At 39.3% G+C, this 20,673-nt stretch carries 20 protein-coding genes and 2 pseudogenes; all 22 read left to right on the plus strand.

The window, feature by feature from the left end; translation table 11 throughout:
• Positions 1-2: 2 nt before the first annotated feature.
• On the plus strand, positions 3-296 hold the full coding sequence (rnpM, locus tag SK629_RS02080) for an RNase P modulator RnpM (protein WP_000857560.1): 294 nt from the start codon (positions 3-5) through the stop codon (positions 294-296).
• Complete coding sequence (locus SK629_RS02085; RefSeq protein ID WP_042900371.1) at positions 289-588, plus strand: YlxQ-related RNA-binding protein; 300 nt, start codon at positions 289-291, stop codon at positions 586-588. Before rnpM ends, SK629_RS02085 begins: the two co-directional genes overlap by 8 nt.
• 16 nt (positions 589-604) lie before the next feature.
• Complete coding sequence (gene infB / locus SK629_RS02090; protein WP_042900372.1) at positions 605-3,406, plus strand: translation initiation factor IF-2; 2,802 nt, start codon at positions 605-607, stop codon at positions 3,404-3,406.
• Between the two features lie 165 nt (positions 3,407-3,571).
• Positions 3,572-3,922: a 30S ribosome-binding factor RbfA gene (rbfA, locus tag SK629_RS02095; RefSeq protein WP_001273601.1), complete on the plus strand. Its 351-nt coding sequence runs from the start codon at positions 3,572-3,574 to the stop codon at positions 3,920-3,922.
• 202 nt (positions 3,923-4,124) lie between these two features.
• Positions 4,125-4,358: a DUF1858 domain-containing protein gene (locus SK629_RS02100; protein ID WP_000368739.1), complete on the plus strand. Its 234-nt coding sequence runs from the start codon at positions 4,125-4,127 to the stop codon at positions 4,356-4,358.
• Entirely contained in the window at positions 4,358-5,692 is a 1,335-nt protein-coding gene (locus SK629_RS02105; RefSeq protein ID WP_042900373.1) for a DUF438 domain-containing protein, read from the plus strand. The genes SK629_RS02100 and SK629_RS02105 overlap by 1 nt, the downstream gene beginning before the upstream one ends.
• A gap of 9 nt (positions 5,693-5,701) precedes the next feature.
• Positions 5,702-5,956: a DUF1912 family protein gene (locus SK629_RS02110; RefSeq protein WP_000119707.1), complete on the plus strand. Its 255-nt coding sequence runs from the start codon at positions 5,702-5,704 to the stop codon at positions 5,954-5,956.
• A gap of 95 nt (positions 5,957-6,051) precedes the next feature.
• Positions 6,052-6,447 carry a helicase gene (locus tag SK629_RS02115; protein ID WP_042900374.1) on the plus strand — a complete coding sequence of 132 codons (396 nt, stop codon included), beginning with the start codon at positions 6,052-6,054 and terminating at the stop codon, positions 6,445-6,447.
• A 283-nt stretch (positions 6,448-6,730) separates the two neighbouring features.
• Positions 6,731-7,309: a flavin reductase family protein gene (locus SK629_RS02120; protein ID WP_042900375.1), complete on the plus strand. Its 579-nt coding sequence runs from the start codon at positions 6,731-6,733 to the stop codon at positions 7,307-7,309.
• A complete protein-coding gene (locus SK629_RS02125) occupies positions 7,296-7,856 on the plus strand; it encodes a GNAT family N-acetyltransferase (protein ID WP_042900376.1) in 561 nt (186 codons plus the stop codon). The genes SK629_RS02120 and SK629_RS02125 overlap by 14 nt, the downstream gene beginning before the upstream one ends.
• Positions 7,856-8,434 carry an AAA family ATPase gene (locus tag SK629_RS02130; protein WP_042900377.1) on the plus strand — a complete coding sequence of 193 codons (579 nt, stop codon included), beginning with the start codon at positions 7,856-7,858 and terminating at the stop codon, positions 8,432-8,434. Before SK629_RS02125 ends, SK629_RS02130 begins: the two co-directional genes overlap by 1 nt.
• Positions 8,435-8,683: 249 nt before the next feature.
• Complete coding sequence (locus SK629_RS12330; RefSeq protein ID WP_160165280.1) at positions 8,684-8,833, plus strand: hypothetical protein; 150 nt, start codon at positions 8,684-8,686, stop codon at positions 8,831-8,833.
• Positions 8,834-8,863: 30 nt separating this feature from the next.
• On the plus strand, positions 8,864-9,019 hold the full coding sequence (locus SK629_RS12405; protein ID WP_180958199.1) for a hypothetical protein: 156 nt from the start codon (positions 8,864-8,866) through the stop codon (positions 9,017-9,019).
• Positions 9,020-9,024: 5 nt separating this feature from the next.
• Positions 9,025-10,257 (plus strand): hypothetical protein, encoded by a 1,233-nt coding sequence (locus tag SK629_RS02135; protein ID WP_042900415.1) that lies wholly within the window; start codon positions 9,025-9,027, stop codon positions 10,255-10,257.
• 37 nt (positions 10,258-10,294) lie between these two features.
• Positions 10,295-10,441, plus strand: a pseudogene (locus SK629_RS12985) (class I tRNA ligase family protein); the annotation flags it as partial.
• Positions 10,442-10,557: 116 nt separating this feature from the next.
• Positions 10,558-11,799: a hypothetical protein gene (locus SK629_RS02140; RefSeq protein WP_042900378.1), complete on the plus strand. Its 1,242-nt coding sequence runs from the start codon at positions 10,558-10,560 to the stop codon at positions 11,797-11,799.
• Positions 11,800-11,829: 30 nt separating this feature from the next.
• Entirely contained in the window at positions 11,830-12,831 is a 1,002-nt protein-coding gene (locus SK629_RS02145) for a virulence RhuM family protein (RefSeq protein ID WP_042900379.1), read from the plus strand.
• A 122-nt stretch (positions 12,832-12,953) separates the two neighbouring features.
• A complete protein-coding gene (locus SK629_RS02150; RefSeq protein WP_042900380.1) occupies positions 12,954-15,605 on the plus strand; it encodes a valine--tRNA ligase in 2,652 nt (883 codons plus the stop codon).
• A 52-nt stretch (positions 15,606-15,657) separates the two neighbouring features.
• Positions 15,658-16,482, plus strand: coding sequence for a hypothetical protein (locus tag SK629_RS02155; protein WP_042900381.1), 825 nt, complete (start codon positions 15,658-15,660; stop codon positions 16,480-16,482).
• A 167-nt stretch (positions 16,483-16,649) separates the two neighbouring features.
• Positions 16,650-16,866, plus strand: a pseudogene (locus SK629_RS11165) (DNA cytosine methyltransferase); the annotation flags it as partial.
• A 76-nt stretch (positions 16,867-16,942) separates the two neighbouring features.
• Positions 16,943-17,746, plus strand: a complete 804-nt coding sequence (locus SK629_RS02160; RefSeq protein WP_042900382.1) for a Fic/DOC family protein — start codon at positions 16,943-16,945, stop codon at positions 17,744-17,746.
• A 237-nt stretch (positions 17,747-17,983) separates the two neighbouring features.
• On the plus strand, positions 17,984-20,662 hold the full coding sequence (locus SK629_RS02165) for a TOTE conflict system archaeo-eukaryotic primase domain-containing protein (RefSeq protein WP_042900383.1): 2,679 nt from the start codon (positions 17,984-17,986) through the stop codon (positions 20,660-20,662).
• Positions 20,663-20,673 lie beyond the last annotated feature (11 nt).

Below are 20,673 nucleotides of genomic sequence, written 5' to 3' on the forward strand. Positions count from 1 at the left end.
AGATGAAAACAAGAAAAATCCCTTTGCGCAAGTCTGTCGTGTCTAACGAAGTGATTGATAAGCGTGATTTGCTCCGTATTGTCAAGAACAAGGAAGGACAAGTCTTTATCGATCCGACAGGCAAGGCCAATGGCCGTGGCGCTTATATCAAGCTAGATAATGCAGAAGCCCTAGAGGCGAAAAAGAAGAAGGTCTTTAACCGCAGCTTTAATATGGAAGTTGAAGAAAGCTTTTATGACGAGTTGATCGCTTATGTGGATCACAAAGTGAAAAGAAGAGAGTTAGGACTTGAATAAGCAAAAGATAAGTAATCTCTTGGGACTGGCTCAGCGAGCAGGGCGCATCATATCGGGTGAAGAATTGGTGGTCAAGGCCATTCAAGATGGCAAGACCAAGATGGTCTTTCTAGCCCATGATGCTGGACCCAATCTAACCAAGAAGATTCAAGATAAAAGTCATTATTATCAAGTAGAAATTGTAACCGTGTTTTCAACACTGGAATTAAGCATAGCAGTCGGGAAATCGAGAAAGGTTTTGGCTGTAACAGATGCTGGATTTACAAAGAAAATGAGGTCTCTTATGGAATAGAAGAGGAGGACATGATTTGTCTAAGAAAAGATTGTACGAAATCGCAAAAGAACTTGGAAAAGAAAGTAAAGAAGTTGTAGCGCGTGCAAAAGAGTTGGGCTTGGATGTGAAAAGCCACTCATCAAGTGTGGAAGAAGCTGTCGCTGCAAAAATCGCTGCCAGCTTTAAGCCTGCAGCTGCTCCGAAAGCAGAAGCAAAACCTGCTGCACCAAAAGCAAGTGCAGAAAAGAAAGCCGAAAAATCTGAGCCAGCTAAACCAGCTGTAGCCAAGGAAGAGGCAAAACCAGCTGAGCCAGTCGCTCCTAAAACAGAAAAAGTAGCGGCTAAACCGCAAAGCCGTAATTTCAAGGCTGAGCGTGAAGCTCGTGCCAAAGAGCAGGCAGAACGACGCAAGCAAAATAAGGGCAATAACCGTGACCAACAACAAAACGGCAACCGTCAGAAAAACGACGGCCGTACTGGTGGAAAACAAGGTCAAGGCAACCGCGACAATCGTCGCTTTAATGACCAAGCTAAGAAACAGCAAGGTCAGCAAAATCGTGGAAATGAACGCCGTCAACAAGAGGACAAACGTCCACATCAAGCGGCTCCACGTATTGACTTTAAAGCCCGTGCAGCAGCCCTAAAAGCAGAGCAAAATGCAGAATATGCCCGTTCAAGTGAGGAACGCTTCAAGCAGTATCAGGCTGCTAAAGAAGCCTTAGCTCAAGCAAACAAACGCAAGGAGCCTGAGGAAATCTTTGAAGAAGTTGCTAAACTAGCTGAACAAGCCCAACAAGAGCAGCAAGTTCAAGCAGTGGTTGAAGTTATCCCTGACAAAAAAGAAGCTGCAGTGGATACACGTCGTAAAAAACAAGCTCGACCAGACAAAAATCGTGACGATTATGATCATGAAGAAGATGGTCCTAGAAAACAACAAAAGAATCGAAGTAGTCAAAATCAAGTGAGAAATCAAAAGAATAGTAACTGGAATAGCAATAAAAAGAACAAAAAAGGCAATAACAAGAACAATCGTAATCAGACTCCAAAACCTGTTACAGAGCGTAAATTCCATGAATTGCCAACAGAATTTGAATATACAGATGGTATGACCGTTGCGGAAATCGCAAAACGTATCAAACGTGAACCAGCTGAAATCGTTAAGAAACTCTTTATGATGGGTGTCATGGCCACACAAAACCAATCTTTGGATGGGGAAACGATTGAACTCCTCATGGTAGATTATGGTATCGAAGCCAAACAAAAAGTTGAAGTGGATAATGCCGACATCGAACGTTTCTTTGTCGAAGATGGTTATCTCAATGAAGATAAATTGGTTGAGCGTCCACCAGTTGTAACTATCATGGGACACGTTGACCACGGAAAAACAACCCTCTTGGATACCCTTCGTAACTCTCGTGTTGCGACAGGTGAAGCAGGTGGGATTACTCAGCATATCGGTGCCTACCAAATCGTGGAAAATGGCAAGAAGATTACCTTCCTTGACACACCAGGACACGCGGCCTTTACATCTATGCGTGCACGTGGTGCTTCTGTTACCGATATTACGATCTTGGTCGTAGCGGCAGATGATGGTGTTATGCCTCAGACAATTGAAGCCATCAACCACTCAAAAGCGGCTAACGTTCCAATCATCGTAGCCATCAACAAGATTGATAAACCAGGTGCCAACCCAGAACGTGTTATCGGTGAATTGGCAGAGCATGGTGTCATGTCAACAGCTTGGGGTGGAGATTCTGAATTTGTTGAAATTTCAGCTAAGTTCAATCAAAATATCGAAGAATTGTTGGAAACAGTCCTTCTTGTGGCTGAAATCCAAGAACTCAAGGCAGACCCAACAGTGCGTGCGATCGGTACAGTTATCGAAGCGCGCTTGGATAAAGGAAAAGGTGCGGTCGCAACCCTTCTTGTTCAACAAGGTACCTTGAATGTCCAAGACCCAATCGTTGTCGGAAATACCTTCGGTCGTGTCCGTGCTATGACCAACGACCTTGGTCGTCGTGTTAAGGTTGCTGGACCATCAACACCAGTTTCAATCACAGGTTTGAACGAAGCGCCAATGGCGGGTGACCACTTTGCTGTTTACGAGGATGAAAAATCTGCGCGTGCAGCTGGTGAAGAACGTGCCAAACGTGCCCTTATGAAACAACGTCAAGCTACCCAACGTGTCAGCCTTGAAAACCTCTTTGATACCCTTAAAGCTGGTGAACTCAAATCAGTTAACGTTATTATCAAAGCCGATGTACAAGGTTCTGTTGAAGCCCTTTCTGCCTCACTTCAAAAGATTGATGTGGAAGGTGTCAAAGTGACCATCGTCCACTCAGCGGTCGGTGCGATCAACGAATCAGACGTGACCCTTGCTGAAGCTTCAAATGCCTTTATCGTTGGTTTCAACGTACGCCCTACACCACAAGCTCGTCAACAAGCTGAAGCTGACGATGTGGAAATCCGTCTCCACAGCATTATCTACAAGGTTATCGAAGAGATGGAAGAAGCCATGAAAGGGATGCTTGATCCAGAATTTGAAGAAAAAGTTATCGGTGAAGCAGTTATTCGTGAAACCTTCAAGGTGTCTAAAGTGGGAACTATCGGTGGATTCATGGTTATCAACGGTAAGGTTACCCGTGACTCTAAAGTCCGTGTTATCCGTGATGGTGTCGTTATCTATGATGGCGAACTCGCAAGCTTGAAACACTACAAAGACGACGTGAAAGAAGTTACAAACGGCCGTGAAGGTGGATTGATGATCGATGGCTACAATGATATCAAGATGGATGATGTGATTGAGGCGTATGTCATGGAAGAAATCAAGAGATAATAGAGAAACGATAGCTCATTTGACTCGTCGTCAACATCGCCTTGATGAACTTCAGTTCTATCTAAGGCTTGTTTCCTAGATTCAAATGGCTCTAGTTCCTCTATCTAATAGAAATAGCTAGGTCTGCTGGCCTAGCTTTTGGTTCAAAGTAGAGAAAGGAATATCATGGCAAATCATTTCCGTACGGATCGTGTGGGCATGGAAATCAAGCGTGAAGTCAATGAGATTTTGCAAAAGAAGGTCCGTGATCCCCGTGTCCAAGGTGTGACCATCACAGATGTTCAGATGCTAGGTGACTTGTCTGTTGCCAAGGTTTACTACACCATTTTGAGTAACCTTGCTTCGGATAATCAAAAAGCCCAAATCGGGCTTGAAAAAGCAACTGGTACCATCAAACGTGAACTTGGTCGCAATTTGAAATTGTACAAAATCCCAGATTTAACCTTCGTCAAAGACGAATCCATCGAATATGGAAACAAGATTGACGAAATGCTACGCAATCTGGATAAAAACTAATACTCTTCGAAAATCAAATTCAAACCATGTCAGCGTCGCCTTGCCGTACTCAAGTACTGCCTGCGGCTAGCTTCCTAGTTTGTTCTTTGATTTTCATTGAGTATAAGAAAGAGGGGGTGACCCTCTTTTTTGGTGTGTGGCAGTCATCCTTATGGTATAATAAAATAAATAATATCATTTATAAACGATAATGGAGGTCGTCATGGACAATATCATCGATGTGTCAATTCCTGTTGCAGAAGTGGTGGACAAGCATCCAGAAGTTTTGGAAATCTTAGTGGAGCTGGGTTTTAAACCTCTAGCCAATCCCTTGATGCGCAATACCGTCGGGCGCAAAGTATCGCTTAAGCAGGGTTCTAAGCTTGAAGGAACTCCTATGGATAAGATTGTTCGTACGCTGGAAGCAAATGGCTACGAAGTGATTGGATTAGACTAATGGCAGATGAACGGATTCATGTCCTACGGGACATTTTGTTAGAATTGCATAATGGCGCCTCTCCTGAGTCGGTTCAGGAGCGCTTTGATGCGACCTTTACAGGTGTTTCAGCTATCGAGATTTCCCTTATGGAGCACGAGCTGATGAACTCAGACTCAGGTGTCACCTTTGAAGATGTTATGGAGCTCTGTGATGTCCATGCCAACCTTTTTAAAAATGCTGTTAAGGATGTCGAAGTTGCAGATACCGAACACCCAGGTCACCCAGTTCGGATTTTCAAAGAAGAAAATCTAGCCCTCCGTGCGGCCTTGATTCGCATTCGTAGATTGTTAGATACCTATGAGTCTATGGAAGATGAAGAAATGATTGCGGAGATGCGTAAGGGTTTGGTGCGTCAGATGGGACTTGTAGGTCAATTTGATATTCATTACCAACGTAAAGAAGAACTTTTCTTTCCTATCATGGAGCGTTATGGGCACGATTCGCCTCCCAAAGTTATGTGGGGAGTGGATGACCAGATTAGGGAACTCTTTCAAACAGCTTTAGCGACAGCCAAGTCACTACCAGAAGTGTCGATTAGCACTGTAAAAGAAGATTTTGAAGCCTTTGCGACAGAGTTTGAAAGTATGATTTTCAAGGAAGAGTCTATTCTTCTCATGATTCTCCTTGAGTCCTTTACTCAGGATGACTGGCTTCAGATTGCGGAGGAGAGCGATGCCTATGGTTATGCCATCATCCGTCCGTCAGAAAAATGGGTGCCAGAACGTCAGAGTTTTGTTGAGGAAAAGAGTGCAGAGGAGCCAGTACAACTAGACACGGCAGAGGGTCAAGTTCAGCAAGTTATCGATACACCAGAAGGCCAGTTCACCATTACCTTTACCCCTAAGGAAAAGGAAGCAGTGCTGGATCGCCATAGTCAGCAGACTTTTGGCAATGGCTATCTCTCAGTCGAGCAGGCCAACCTCATCCTCAATCACCTCCCTATGGAGATTACCTTTGTCAATAAAGACGATATTTTCCAGTATTACAATGACAATACGCCGGCTGATGAGATGATTTTCAAACGGACCCCGTCCCAAGTTGGGCGCAATGTCGAACTCTGCCATCCACCTAAGTACTTGGACAAGGTAAAGACCATCATGAAGGGACTTCGTGAGGGTACTAAAGACAAGTATGAAATGTGGTTTAAGTCCGAGTCGCGAGGCAAGTTTGTCCACATCACCTATGCCGCAGTACACGATGAAGATGGAGAATTCCAAGGAGTGCTGGAGTATGTTCAGGATATCCAGCCCTACCGAGAGATTGACACGGACTATTTCCGTGGATTAGAATAAGGAGAAAAAATGAGTTACGAACAAGAATTTATGAAGGAATTTGAAGCCTGGGTCAATACCCAGATTATGATTAACGACATGGCGCACAAGGAAAGCCAAAAAGTCTACGAAGAAGACCAAGACGAGCGTGCCAAAGATGCCATGATTCGCTACGAAAGCCGCTTGGATGCTTATCAGTTCTTGCTTGGAAAATTTGAAAACTTCAAGGCAGGTAAGGGATTCCATGATTTACCAGAAGGCTTGTTTGGTGAGCGGAATTATTAAACGAGATAGATTCTTGATTTTTTACTAAAATCTTGATAGAATATTTATATTAAATCCTTGTCAGAACAGGGATTTTTTATTGAAAGGATTTTATCATGTCAAAGAAACTCAATCGTAAAAAACAATTACGAAATAGCCTCCGTCGTGCAGGTGCTTTTTCAAGTACTGTGACTAAGGTTGTAGAAGAGACAAAAAAAGTCGTAAAACGTGCAGAACAGTCAGCAAGCCAAGCTAGTAAGGCTGTTTCTAAAAAAGTTGAACAAGCAGTAGAAGCTACCAAAGAGCAAGCTCAAAAAGTAGCCAATTCTGTAGAAGATTTTGCAGCAAACTTGGGTGGACTTCCACTTGACCGTGCTAAAACTTTCTACGATGAAGGAATCAAGTCTGCTTCAGATTTCAAAAACTGGACTGAAAAAGAACTTCTTGCCTTGAAAGGAATCGGCCCAGCTACCATCAAGAAATTGAAGGAAAATGGCATCAAGTTCAAGTAATCTTTCTTGTGCCTTGCATTTCCGAAAAAATCTTGCTACAATAGAGCCATTAGAGGTGTTTTGAATCCCACGTTTTACAGAAAGTGGCGGTGCTGAGAAGTCCACAAATGTGTCAAAACTAGTTGCTAATGGATGAAAAATTGAAATAAAAGTGTCTTTTTGTTTTAAAGACGAGAGTTGCGGGCAACTGCCCGAAATTGGGTGGTACCGCGGATAAATACATTCGTCCCTGTCATGTAGATGGCAGGGCTTTTCTTTTGTGTCTTAGGCAAAGGAGGTTGTTATGAAACAATCATTTAAAACAAGTAAACTCTACTATGGCTTTCCTATCTTTATTTTGGGGTATCAGGATCAAAATTTTGGACACAATATTACGACCTGTAGCTCCTCCTATAGTTTGGGAAATTGGCTAGTCATCGGTGTTGGTGCTGAGGAAAATGCGGCTGAGCAAATCAAGCATTACCAGAAGTTTACTGTGAATATTCCTGATGAAAATCTCATGCTCGAGATGGAGCAGGCTGGTTTTATCAGTCATCGAGAGAAATTGAAACATCTGGGGCTAGACTACGAGATTTCTGAACAGACTCAGGCACCGATTTTAAAGGACTGTCCAGTCGTTTTGGATTGTCAGGTAGATAGGATTGTTGAGGAAGAGGGAATTTGTCATATTTTCGCTAAGATTGTTGAGCGACTTGTTGACCCAGAACTTTTGGATGAAAAGGGACATTTTAGAAATGAACTGTTTGCCCCAACATATTTCATTGGAGATGGATATCAGCGCGTCTATCGTTATCTGGACAAGCGTGTAGATATTAAGGGGAGCTTCATCAAAAAAGCGAGGAAGAAGGATGACAAGAGCTGAGTTACCAGAACGGTTGGAAACAGAGCGACTTATCCTACGAGTCCGCACAGTGGCTGACGCCGAGGATATCCATGCCTACGCTAGTCTCCCAGAGGTCTCCTATCCAGCAGGCTTTCCTCCAGTCAAGACCTTGGAAGATGAGATTTATTATCTGGATCATATCCTTCCTAAACGTAATCAAAAGGAGAATCTCCCAGCTGGCTATGGAATTGTCGTTAAAGGGACTGATAAAATCATTGGCTCTGTTGACTTCAACCACCGCCATGCGGATGATGTGCTAGAGCTTGGCTATACCTTGCACCCAGACTACTGGGGCCGTGGCTATGTTCCAGAAGCAGCGCGGGCCTTGATCGACTTAGGCTTTAAAGATTTGGGTCTTCACAAGATTGAACTAACTTGTTTTGGCTCCAATGTCCAAAGTCAACGAGTCGCGGAAAAACTTGGATTTACCCTCGAAGCTCGAATCCGAGACAGCAAAGATGCCCAAGGCAACCGCTATGACAGTCTGATATATGGCTTGCTGAGGAGTGAGTGGGAGGTGATTTGATGCATCTTTTCATCATTGGTGCTCCAGCATCAGGAAAAATGACGATTGGTCAAGAACTGTCTCGACTGACAGATGCTACCCTCTTTTATAACCATCAAGCCATCGATTTTGCACTAGAAATCTATCAGGATTACACAGAGGAAATGTGGGAATTTGTTCGTGGAATCACCTTTTCTTTCCTTGGAGCAAGTGCAAGAAATCAGCGATCAGTAATTTTAACTGACGTAATTGATTTTTCAAATCAGTACCAGCTGATGTATTTGAAGCAAATTCAGGATTTGTTGAATGACTATCATCAAGAGATTCTTTTTGTTGAATTGGAAACAAGCCTTGAAGAGCGTTTACGTCGAAATCGAACAGAGAATCGGTTGAAGCACAAGCCCTTGAAACGACATATTGAGGTGTCTGAAAGAGAAATTTTAGAGACCATTGAAACCCTTCAATTAAATTCTAAAATCCAACCGAATGAGCTACACCACTACTTTAAAATAAATAATACGAATTTGTCTGCAGAAGAAGCTGCTAAACAAATTCAAAATAAAATGAACAAAATAGAGAAAGGACAAACACATGTCTAAACAACTTCATGAAGACGTTCTCAAGACTCAAGAAGTTCAAAAGTCTCAATCTTTTTCGTTTGTGATTCCCACCACCAAATGTAACTGGAAAACTCTACCTTAATCGCTCTTGGAGTACAACATTCAAAGTAAACGAATCACAAAGAAACTGGGATTTCCCATTCAAGCCTGTATCCGAGGCTATAAGAATATCCAATACAGCAGAGGTAGAGTTTGAACTATTGAAGAATGAGTTAGAGGAGAGAATAGATGGCTAAAAAACCAACTTTTGTAGAACGTCGGACCATTCAAAATTTCGATGAATTACATACAGCAGTGATGCAATATGCTGATAAACACGGAGAGTATCCAGATGTTCAGCTAATCAATTACCAACTGAAAAATAGGATTTTTGATTAGAATCAGGACCATGCTTTATTTAGAGAAGCTATGCATACTCCAAATACACAGAAGCGAAATGAACTGTTAAAACAAGTTTTAAAGATCAATCCAGATTATTTTGCTACTGATTTTCACCCATTCTTATCAGAGGTTGAAGATTTTGATTTACCAACCTTTAGATTAGATTTAGGAGGCAAAGATTGAAATTAATGTATTATTTTAATACTGACAATAGATTGAGGAATCTTTTTGCTCAAACTTGGAAAATACTTATGTATGCGCTAACGTATTTTCCAATAATATCTCTAATTATATTCTGTCTTACCGATTTTAAATTAGTTATAATTTTACAATTTGCCTTGATACTAATATATGTGTTTAACTATAAAAATCGATTTAATAAGTTTAGAGTTTTTCTTACTAAAAGTACTAAATCTTTAGCTTTTATGAACGCATGGGATGGAATATTTTGCGGAATCTTGACTTACATTCTTTATAACCTAAATCTAGTTGAATCAACTTTAATCAACGTATCTCAATATTTTTTTACTAATTATGGCATAAGTAAAAATCACATAAATAACTGGCTTATCATTGTAATACTTTTAATATTACCATTGGTATTATCTGTTATAAAAACTATAATATCAATCAAGATATTTAAAAAAGTTAATAAAATAGATATCTCCAAGGGAAAGACACTATGGAATGTATATGCCACGATGCTTATTAATTCGTTTTTATGGTATTATATCTATATTTATTACTTTATTTCTAAAGCTATTGATTTTCATTCCGATTTAATAACTGACATTTTTATATTTAATTCATTTATTGCGCTTTATTTAATATTCTGGTGGATAATTCATAATCTAATTAGACATGGTGCAAAAGATACCAAAGAAGTAATAGCATCATGGCTAACTGGAACAATCTGTATATTGTTGTTAGCAATATTTAATCAGGTTGAAAATGAATTAATAAATGCTTTAACCTGGTTTTTGCCAATATTAATTCCTAGTCTAATTGGAGAAATAAATTCTCAATTTGATACAAAAAAATATAAGAAAAAACCAATAAGAACTGAGAAAATGGATAGACACCTCTATCGAACTCAACTATATAGTTTTCTTACTCTATTAATGTTGAGTATTATTCCAAAGTTAACCGAAATTATTTGGGGTTTAAAGATTAAGATGAAATTGGTCGAATTTATAACTCCCGCAGCTGATTGGATGTCTGAATTATTTGCCTCAACTATAATTATTTTCGTTTGTTTCATATTATCATTAGTTATTGGGAAGGCTATAATTTGGTTATTACAGTATTTCTATTTAAACACCCATAATGGATATTACGTGTATCGTGACAACATGCACAGTGTATTAATAAATCGTAGATATAAAAGAAATATTCATAAAAGGAGAAAAAATAATGTCTAATCAACTTTAACCTAAACACACTCCATCCTATGTTTAGGCTGGTCGTTATCAAAAATAGCTTGATGAAGATATTTTCAAGCCTTCAGGAGATCAAAAGGCTAAGTCTTATTCAATAGTGATTCCCACCACCAAATGTAACTGGAAAAAACTCTACCTTGGTCACGCTTGGGGGATAACCTTCAAAGTAAACGAATCACAAAGAAACTGGGATTTCCTATTCAAGCTTGTATTCGAGTCCGTAAGAATATCCAATACAGTTGAGATAGGACTTATTAAAGAATGAGTTAGAGGAGAAAATAGATGGCTAAAAAGAAAAATAGAAAAAAAGAATTAAAACGCCAGCAAAAGTTGGATATTAAAGTTATTTCTGAAGAGGAGGCTACTTGGACAGAAATCATGGCCCAAAATCCAACTTTTGTAGAACGTCGGACCATTCAAAATTTCGATGAACTACATACAGCAGTGATGCAATATGCTGATGAATACGGAGAGTATCCAGATGTTCAGCTAATCAATTACCAACTAAAAAATGGAAGTTTTGACTGGCATGAGGATCATGCTTTATTTAGAGAAGCTATGCATACTCCGAATACACAGAAGCGAAATAAACTGTTAAAGCAAGTTTTAAAAATTAATCCAGATTATTTTGCTGCTGATTTTCATTTATTCTTATCAGAAGTTGAAGATTTTGATTTGTCAACTTTTAAAAAAGTATTGGATTTTGAAATTCTAGTTTTAGAAAAATGGAAAATGAATGGATACAATAGTTGGAATTATTTTGAAGCACGCCCTATCCTGTCTGCTCTGATGTTTCTGATTGAGTATTATATGATGGAGAACTTCAATTCTAAGGCTATAGAATTGATTGACCTATATTTGAGTAAGCGACCAGAACGGTTTCCTCCTAATTTTGTCTTCTGTATGCTTTCCTTGTATCATATTACTGGTCAGGAACTAAAGGTTGAACGTTTCTATCGTGAAGAATTAAATAAAGGGAAACGGGACGATACCATTCTTATTCATGCCATCATCTCTGCTTTTTCTCAAGGAAAAATTGAGGAAGCCAGTCAGCTATTTGCAAAATTAGTGGAAATCAATGATGAAGCTGTTGAATTCTTTATAGAGGAAGATTGGCAATTCAAAGTTATAGATATCGAAGACCAAGAATGCTATTGTCCAAATTCAGTTGAATCGCTACAAGCTAGTTTGTATCCTCTATTTGATTATTTATTAGAAAATATTATTTTAACGAAATTTTTAACAAACGAAGCCAAAAAGTTCCGCCGTAAACCAGTATTTTCGAATCATTCTAGTATAATAAGAAATTTATCCGAGGTCACTGACTGGCATTCCTTTATGAACGAGGAAACAATGAAGGGAATTCGGATGGATCTTGTTCACATCTTTGTTGAAAATGGGATTCGTAGGTCTTCAGATTTCAAAAAATGGACTGAAAAAGAAGTTCTCGCTTTGAAGGGAATTGGTCCCGTAACCGTTAAAAAGCTGAAAGAAAACGGCATAAAGTTTAAGAACGAGAAGTAATTGTTTATGGAAGGGGGGAGGTGAATTGTCTTGAATGAAATTTCTAATTTCATCCTGTATACTACACCAAATGGCGACGTTCAGCTAGATATCCTTTTACAAGATGAAAATCTTTGGTTGACTCAAAAAGGTCTTGCAGAGCTCTTTGGAGTTGAACGAAGTGTCATTACAAAGCACTTAAAAAACATTTATGATAGTGGTGAGTTGGATAAGGTGTCAACTTGTGCAAAATTTGCACAGGTTCAACAAGAGGGGAATAGAACTGTCAGGCGTGAACTTGAATATTACAATCTGGATGCTATCATTTCAGTTGGTTATCGTGTAAATTCCAGCAAGGCTACTCAATTTAGAATTTGGGCAACCAAGACCTTGAAAGAGTTTATCATCAAAGGTTTTGTTTTAGATGATGAACGCTTGAAACAAGGACAGACAGTTTTTGGACAAGATTATTTCCGTGAACTTTTAGAACGGATTCGTTCTATTCGCTCTAGCGAACGCCGAATCTATCAACAAATTACGGATATCTTTGCCGAATGTGCCATAGATTATGATCGAAACTCAGATATTACTAAAAATTTCTATGCTATGGTGCAAAATAAATTTCATTATGCAATTACTGGAAATACTGCTGCAGAAATTATCTATCAGCAAGCCGATGCTAGTAAAGAAAAAATGGGATTAACTACTTGGAAACATGCACCTGATGGACGAGTGCTCAAATCAGATGTAACGGTAGCCAAAAATTATTTGCAAGAAAAAGAAATTCGACAACTAGAGCGAACGGTTACAGCCTATTTTGATTATATCGAGGGTTTGGTTGAGCGCCGTAATACTTTTACAATGCGAGGATTGGCAGATAGTATTGATCGCTTTCTATCTTTTAATGAATATGAAATCTTAGAAGGAAAAGGAAGTATTTCCAAGAAACAAGCAGACTTAAAAGCCATCCAGGAGTATGAAAAATTTAACCGAACTCAAAAAATTATATCAGACTTTGATAAACATATTATGAAGATAATGAGAGAAAATTAATGTAAAATTTTCACCGTTTCTTTGCTAATAGAAGATAATGAGAAAAACAAGATGAGTTGAATCAAAGCCTATCTTCTACCTACTAATTTTATTTAAAGGTATTAACTAGAAAGGACAAACACATGTCTAAAGAACTTTCACCTAAATACAATCCAGCCGAGGTTGAGGCTGGACGTTACCAAAAATGGCTTGATGCGGATGTTTTCAAGCCTTCAGGCGATAAAAAGGCTAAGCCTTATTCAATCGTAATTCCACCACCAAATGTAACTGGTAAGCTTCACCTTGGTCACGCTTGGGATACAACGTTGCAGGATATCATCATCCGTCAAAAACGCATGCAAGGTTTTGATACGCTTTGGCTTCCAGGGATGGACCATGCGGGGATTGCGACTCAAGCTAAGGTTGAGGAGCGCTTGCGTGGTGAGGGCATCAGCCGTTATGACTTGGGGCGTGAAAAATTCCTAGAGAAAGTCTGGGAATGGAAGGACGAGTATGCCACTACTATCAAGGAACAATGGGGCAAGATGGGGCTCTCTGTAGACTATTCTCGTGAGCGTTTCACTCTTGACGAAGGTTTGTCAAAAGCCGTTCGCAAGGTCTTTGTGGACCTTTACAAGAAAGGCTGGATCTACCGTGGTGAGTTTATCATCAACTGGGACCCAGCAGCTCGCACAGCTCTTTCTGATATCGAGGTCATCCACAAGGATGTCGAAGGTGCCTTCTACCACATGAACTACATGTTAGAAGACGGCTCATGCGCCCTTGAAGTTGCGACAACTCGTCCTGAGACCATGTTTGGGGACGTTGCGGTTGCGGTCAATCCAGAAGACCCACGCTACAAGGACTTGATTGGTAAAAACGTCATCCTTCCAATCGCTAATAAATTGATTCCAATCGTTGGAGACGAACACGCGGATCCTGAGTTTGGTACTGGTGTCGTGAAAATCACGCCTGCCCACGATCCAAACGACTTCTTGGTTGGTCAACGCCATAACTTGCCACAAGTCAACGTCATGAACGACGACGGAACTATGAATGATTTGGCCTTCGAATTTGCAGGTATGGATCGTTTTGAAGCTCGTAAGGCAGTTGTTGCCAAGTTGGAAGAAATCGGTGCCCTCGTCAAAATCGAAAAACGTATCCACAGTGTTGGTCACTCAGAGCGTACAGGTGTTGTAGTTGAGCCACGCTTGTCTACTCAATGGTTCGTCAAGATGGACCAATTGGCCAAAAATGCTATTGCCAACCAAGACACAGAGGACAAGGTTGAATTCTACCCACCTCGTTTCAATGATACTTTCCTTCAATGGATGGAAAATGTTCACGATTGGGTTATCTCTCGTCAGCTCTGGTGGGGTCACCAAATCCCTGCTTGGTACAATGCTGAGGGTGAAATGTACGTCGGTGAAGAAGCTCCAGAAGGTGACGGATGGACCCAGGACGAAGACGTATTGGATACATGGTTCAGTTCTGCCCTTTGGCCATTCTCAACCATGGGCTGGCCTGATGTCGACTCAGAAGACTTCAAACGTTACTTCCCAACTTCAACCTTAGTAACAGGTTACGACATCATCTTCTTCTGGGTGTCTCGTATGATCTTCCAATCTTTGGAATTCACAGGTCGTCAGCCATTCCAAAACGTCCTTATCCACGGTCTTATCCGTGACGAGCAAGGACGCAAGATGTCTAAGTCACTCGGTAACGGGATTGACCCGATGGATGTCATCGAGAAATACGGTGCCGATGCTCTTCGTTGGTTCCTTTCAAACGGTTCTGCACCAGGGCAAGACGTGCGCTTCTCTTACGAGAAAATGGATGCTTCATGGAACTTCATTAACAAGATCTGGAACATCTCTCGCTACATCCTCATGAACAATGAAGGTTTGACCCTTGAGCAAGCAACTGCCAATGTGGAAAAAGTGGTTAACAAGGAAGCTGGAAATGTCACAGATCGCTGGATTCTCCACAACCTCAATGAAACTATCGGAAAAGCGACGGCTAACTTTGATAAGTTTGAGTTTGGTGTGGCTGGGCACATCCTCTACAACTTCATCTGGGATGAGTTTGCGGACTGGTACGTTGAGTTGACCAAGGAAGTCCTTTATAGCGATAACGAAGAAGAGAAGGTCATCACACGTTCTGTTCTCCTTTATACTTTGGACAAGATCCTTCGTCTTCTCCACCCAATCATGCCATTCGTGACAGAGGAAATCTTTGGACAAATCTCAGAAGGCTCTATCGTTACAGCAGAATACCCAACTGTCAACCCAGCCTTTGAAGACCTTGTTGCCCACACTGGTGTCGAAAGTCTCAAAGACTTGATCCGTGCCGTTCGTAATGCGCGTGCGGAAGTAAACGTAGCACCAAGCAAGCCAATCACCATCCTTGTTAAGACAAGCGATAGCGACTTGGAAGCCTTCTTTAACAGCAATGTCAACTACATCAAACGCTTCACAAATCCAGAACACTTGGAAATCGCATCAACTATTCCTGCACCTGAACTGGCTATGTCAAGCGTCATCACAGGAGCAGAAATCTATCTGCCACTGGCTGACCTCCTCAATGTCGAAGAAGAACTGGCTCGTCTCGACAAGGAACTTGCTAAATGGCAAAAAGAACTGGATATGGTCGGTAAGAAGCTCTCTAACGAACGCTTCGTAGCCAACGCCAAACCAGAAGTCGTCCAAAAAGAACGCGACAAACAAGCTGATTACCAAGCTAAATACGACGCGACCGTCGCACGTATTGATGAGATGAAGAAGTTGGTTAAATAAGGCTGATAATATGTGTTTTTTGGTATTTTTTAGAAAGAGAAGAAAAATTTAAATGAATTTTAAAAATATAGTAGAAATATTGACCGGTTTTATTACATACGGGATACCTGTTTTATCTTTTTTATGGCAAATAAAAAGTGATTCTTCTGCTAAAAAACAAATAGAGTCTATTGTGACTAATTATAATAACCAAAACCATTCAAATTTTGACTTTAAGGATATAAATATTCAAAATGGTTACATTCAAGTTAATAATCCACAGAACATAAATATAGAACTAAAGAATGAACTCAATAAACTTGAGAAGGATAGATTAGAAGACAAAAAATTTTTATCGAACAATTTATACCTAGTATCTTTTTTGATTATTTTCTTAGTTTTTATTTTCAATTTAATTATTAAGGATTGGAGTGTTCTCAAAAAAATATCTTCGATTTGGGAAACAAATATAATCAAAGATAATCTAGTTTTATCGTTTGATTCAACTTTGAAGCAAGTGTTATTAATGGTCTTAATCTATATTATTTTAGTCGTTATTAAGTACTTGCTAGATAAGCAAAGTCTCATCAAAACGTTAGGTTTTATATTAGCTTTCGTTTTATACTTATTTACTTATTTAGAGATTAAGGACGGCTTTATACTGCTTTTAAAATATCCTGTTATTTCATCTGATTTCTCAATGTTTATTTCATTGCTTGTAGCATTAATTGTTCTGTCCTTCTTATTCTTTAGTCTGAAAACTCTAATTGAAAGATTGTGCAGTTTGATTTTAGTATACAAGTCCAAAATAAAAACAACACTTATTAACACTATTTCTTCTATAAGTGTAGTTATTGCTCCAATATTTATTCTTGTTATAAAATTTATATTTAAATAATAGCTACCAATTATTTTGGTGTAATATATATTGATGTATACAATAGTGATAAACAAAAGATTGAGAAATGTAATATCAACCTTAATTGATAAAAAGAATAGTTTTTCTATTATACTACCTTTCGTATTTTTATAGAAAAATCAATGTTTTAGAAAGCAACTCACTACACAACAAACCCTCTAAGTTCGAACCGCTCTTAGAAGTACAAGTTTGCAGCATTCTCCTCAGGTGTTGGGGAAATCGAGTTGGGATTTGAACAGACCAACGAGTTCAGAGTGGTGTATGCCAATGAATTTGATAAGTATGCGCGTCAGACTTATTAGTTCATTTATCCAGATATATCTCGATAATCATATTATTCAATCAAAGAACATTCCAGATGAGGGCACTTTATAGTTTATCCAGTTTCCAACCAATTTCGTGATTTAATGGTAATGAAGAAAATTGAAAGGACCTTTCTATGCAAGCAACTTACAACATTGACGATCCAAACTTGTCTTATGAAGATAAACGTGACTTATGGCAGATCGGTTTTGGCCTACAGAAGGTTGATAATCTAGTACCATCAGCTTATATGGAATCTTTGGCTGAGAAACAATCTCGAGGTGAACTGACTTACGAGCAGGTTTATGAAGATGCAACGGCTTATCATCATACCATTGATGCAAGTACGGAGGAGGCAGACTTAGTTTCTCTACGTATTGTAGAACTACTGTCTCGAAGAGGCTTTAGCTTCAGCCCTGCGACCCTACTTGCTATTCATAAGGAGTTGTTTCAAGATATATTTGAAGCTTCTATTCCGGTGGGGCAATTTCGTCAAACCAATATCACAAAGAATGAACCTGTTTTGAATAGTGAAAGTGTTGTGTACTCTGATTTCTCTATGATTCAAATGACCTTGGATTATGATTTTAATCAGGAAAGACAAGTTGAATATGCGACACTAACCCAGGCGGATATGGTTAAACAAATCCAGCGTTTTATTTCAGGAATCTGGCAGATTCATCCATTTCGTGAAGGGAACACTCGGACAGTAACGGTCTTTTTGATTCAGTATCTTCGTGAGTTTGGTTTTGATATTGATAATACACCATTTCAGCAACATTCCAAGTATTTTCGTGATGCCTTAGTATTAGATAATGCAAAGATTTTACAGCGACGTCCTGAGTTTTTAACAGCTTTTTTTGAAAATCTCTTGCTCGGTGGTCAAAATGATTTGTCTTCAGAAAAAATGTATCTAGATTTAGACCTCGATTTTTCATAATCCTAATACTGAGTAAACATTGAATTTTATGCAAAAATGAAGTAAATATTCTAATAAGAAAACGTATATCATCAAAGTGTTAGTGTCGCTTGATAATATGCGTTTTTTTAATTTTATAGATTGCTCGTTTAAACTCTATTTATCTCGTACTTTCAGTGCTATTCGGATTTTATTTTCGTGTACAATTTCAGACATTCTTGTTATAATCAGCCTATAGGAATCAAGGAGGTGATTGTTATGGCTGTTTTTGTGTCTTTGGATGGAATTGTGGTAGAAGTACTTGATGTCTTTTCTTCTTTTAATGGGGATAGTGAGTTTTTCTTGTGTAAACGTCTTAAAGACAAGAGTCAGTTTGTTATGGAACGCTCTCGGTTCGAGGAGATGTTCCAACTTCAAAGTAGTCACTTGACGACGCAAGAAAAATTACAATTGTTTACCTCCGTGTTTGCTGGCCGTTTTGATGTTTATGCTAAGAGTTTTATCAATGATCAAGGGAAAATTCAGTATTTTCCTTCCTATGATTATGGTTGGAAGCAGTTGCCGCCTGAAAAACGGAGTTTCCAGACATTGACGAACTCTGTTTTAAAATCTCATTTTCGTGGGGAGATAGCCATCGGTATCTTTCCTATGCACTTAGATGATAGCTGTTATTTTTTGGTACTGGATTTGGATGAAAGAGATTGGAAAGAAGCCGGTTTAGTCATTCGAAGAATAGCCAGGGAACGCCAGATGGAAGCCCATCTAGAGATTTCTCGTTCGGGTCACGGACTCCATATTTGGTTCTTCTTTGAGGAAGCGATTCCGAGTCGAGAGGCTCGCTTGTTTGGAAAGAAACTGTTAGAACTGGCAATGCAGGAAAGTATGCAACTGTCCTTTGATTCTTTTGATCGCATGTTTCCAAATCAGGATGTTCTTCCTAAAGGTGGATTTGGTAATTTGATTGCCCTTCCTTTTCAAGGAGAAGCTTATCATCAAGGGCGAACGGTCTTTGTGGATGAACATTTTCAGCCTTATGAAGACCAATGGAGGTATCTACAAGAAATTCAGAGGGTTTCAACTGCTAAAGTGGCACTGTTAATCCAAGAGGAGTTAGGCAAGCAAGAATTGGATAAGGAGTTGAAGGTCGTCTTATCCAATATGATCCAACTTGAAAAATCGTCTGTGACACCCAAGACACTGTTTTTCTTGAAAAATATGGCTTCATTTTCTAATCCCGAATTTTATTTAAAGCAGGCTATGCGACAGCCAACCTATCAAATCCCTGAGCGAATGTATTTATTTGGAGAATCCGATCATTATTTATGGCTGCCAAGAGGCTTGCTGTATCCATTGCAAGATAAATTTAAGCAGGTATCTGTGGAAGATAGGAGAAAGGTACAAAGGTCTATTAGAGTGGAATTTAAGGGAGAGCTCACTTTTGAGCAAGAGTTAGCCCTGTCAGATATGATTTCCAAAGAAAATGGTTTACTCTATGCAGAGACTGGTTTTGGGAAGACCGTTTTAGGTACTGCTCTCATCTCTGAACGGAAGACCAAAACAATTATCCTAGTTCATAATAGGCAACTCTTAGACCAATGGCTGGATCGTTTAAACCATTTTTTAACTTTCGAAGAGGAAAAAGCTACCCGTTATACGGCATCAGGTCGTGAAAAGGTAATAGGCTATGTTGGGCAGTACGGTGGGACTAAGAAATGGCTGAGTAAACTGGTTGATGTTGTTATGATTCAATCTCTATTTAAGTTGGAAAATAGTCAAAGTCTTTTGGATGAGTATGAGATGATGATTGTGGATGAGTGTCATCATGTCTCTGCCTTGATGTTTGAAAAAGTTGTTTCTCAGTTTAGAGGGAAGTATCTTTACGGTTTGACGGCTACGCCTGAGCGTAAGAATGGTCATGAGCCTATTGTTTTTCAGAGAATTGGTGAGATACTCCATACTGCTGATAAGAGGGAAACGGATTTTAAACGGCAATTGCAATTAAGATTCACTTCTTTTGGTCATTTGGAGATTGAAAAGACCAAAGCAAGTAATTTTATACAGCTTAGTGATTGGATTGCTACTGACTCAGTGAGGAATCAGATGATTCTCAAGGATATTCTAGACCAAGTGGCAGAAGGGCGGAATATCTTGGTTCTAGTCAATCGAATTCAACAGATAGATTTCTTTGAAAAATTATTGAAAGAGAAAGAGGTTGATGATTTTTATATTATTAGTGGCAAAACCAAAGCCCGAGAGAGAACAAGTTTACTGGAGGTATTAGAACAGCTAGATAAAGGGTTTGTATTGTTGTCAACTGGAAAATACATTGGCGAAGGTTTTGACTTGCCTCAGCTAGACACGCTTATCTTGGCAGCGCCCTTTTCTTGGAAAAATAATTTGATTCAGTATGCAGGTCGGATTCATAGAAACTACAAGGATAAGTCTTTGGTGCGGATTTTCGATTATGTGGATATTCATGTTCCTTATTTAGAAAAGATGTTTCAGAAACGACAAGTAGCTTATCGAAAGATGGATTATCGTGCCATTGAGGGTGAGGAGAAACAATTCGTTTATGTTGATAGTAGATATGAGAATGTGCTGAGAGAGGACTTGGCAGGGGAAAGACAGCAGTGTATGCTTATTTTACCTTATGTGCACCAGACAAAACTGATGAATTTTCTAAAAGAATTTAGGATTAGTCAAATTGAGATATGTATACCAGAGACGGTTGCAAATAAAGCATGGCTAGACCAGTTGAAGAGCAAGAAAATTAAAGTATCTTTTACTCAATCAAAAATAGTCACGCCTATTCTTTTGGTAAACAAGACCATTGTTTGGTATGGTGCAATGCCATTATTAGGGAAGGTAGATGAAATGACCATATTACGTTTGGAATCAGCTAATATAGTTTCTGAACTAGTGGCAGGTTTACGATAGAGAAAATTTTT

Source organism: Streptococcus mitis, from assembly GCF_000722695.1.
GTDB classification, from domain to species: domain Bacteria; phylum Bacillota; class Bacilli; order Lactobacillales; family Streptococcaceae; genus Streptococcus; species Streptococcus mitis_O.

Bases quoted from the DNA above. Each gene is read 5' to 3' on its own strand.
- rnpM (WP_000857560.1), top strand. From the start codon at position 3: ATGAAAACAAGAAAAATCCCTTTGCGCAAGTCTGTCGTGTCTAACGAA.
- rbfA (WP_001273601.1), top strand. From the start codon at position 3,572: ATGGCAAATCATTTCCGTACGGATCGTGTGGGCATGGAAATCAAGCGT.
- SK629_RS02100 (WP_000368739.1), top strand. From the start codon at position 4,125: ATGGACAATATCATCGATGTGTCAATTCCTGTTGCAGAAGTGGTGGAC.
- SK629_RS02105 (WP_042900373.1), top strand. From the start codon at position 4,358: ATGGCAGATGAACGGATTCATGTCCTACGGGACATTTTGTTAGAATTG.
- SK629_RS02110 (WP_000119707.1), top strand. From the start codon at position 5,702: ATGAGTTACGAACAAGAATTTATGAAGGAATTTGAAGCCTGGGTCAAT.
- SK629_RS02115 (WP_042900374.1), top strand. From the start codon at position 6,052: ATGTCAAAGAAACTCAATCGTAAAAAACAATTACGAAATAGCCTCCGT.
- SK629_RS02120 (WP_042900375.1), top strand. From the start codon at position 6,731: ATGAAACAATCATTTAAAACAAGTAAACTCTACTATGGCTTTCCTATC.
- SK629_RS02125 (WP_042900376.1), top strand. From the start codon at position 7,296: ATGACAAGAGCTGAGTTACCAGAACGGTTGGAAACAGAGCGACTTATC.
- SK629_RS02130 (WP_042900377.1), top strand. From the start codon at position 7,856: ATGCATCTTTTCATCATTGGTGCTCCAGCATCAGGAAAAATGACGATT.
- SK629_RS12330 (WP_160165280.1), top strand. From the start codon at position 8,684: ATGGCTAAAAAACCAACTTTTGTAGAACGTCGGACCATTCAAAATTTC.
- SK629_RS12405 (WP_180958199.1), top strand. From the start codon at position 8,864: ATGCATACTCCAAATACACAGAAGCGAAATGAACTGTTAAAACAAGTT.
- SK629_RS02135 (WP_042900415.1), top strand. From the start codon at position 9,025: ATGTATTATTTTAATACTGACAATAGATTGAGGAATCTTTTTGCTCAA.
- SK629_RS02140 (WP_042900378.1), top strand. From the start codon at position 10,558: ATGGCTAAAAAGAAAAATAGAAAAAAAGAATTAAAACGCCAGCAAAAG.
- SK629_RS02150 (WP_042900380.1), top strand. From the start codon at position 12,954: ATGTCTAAAGAACTTTCACCTAAATACAATCCAGCCGAGGTTGAGGCT.
- SK629_RS02155 (WP_042900381.1), top strand. From the start codon at position 15,658: ATGAATTTTAAAAATATAGTAGAAATATTGACCGGTTTTATTACATAC.
- SK629_RS02160 (WP_042900382.1), top strand. From the start codon at position 16,943: ATGCAAGCAACTTACAACATTGACGATCCAAACTTGTCTTATGAAGAT.
- SK629_RS02165 (WP_042900383.1), top strand. From the start codon at position 17,984: ATGGCTGTTTTTGTGTCTTTGGATGGAATTGTGGTAGAAGTACTTGAT.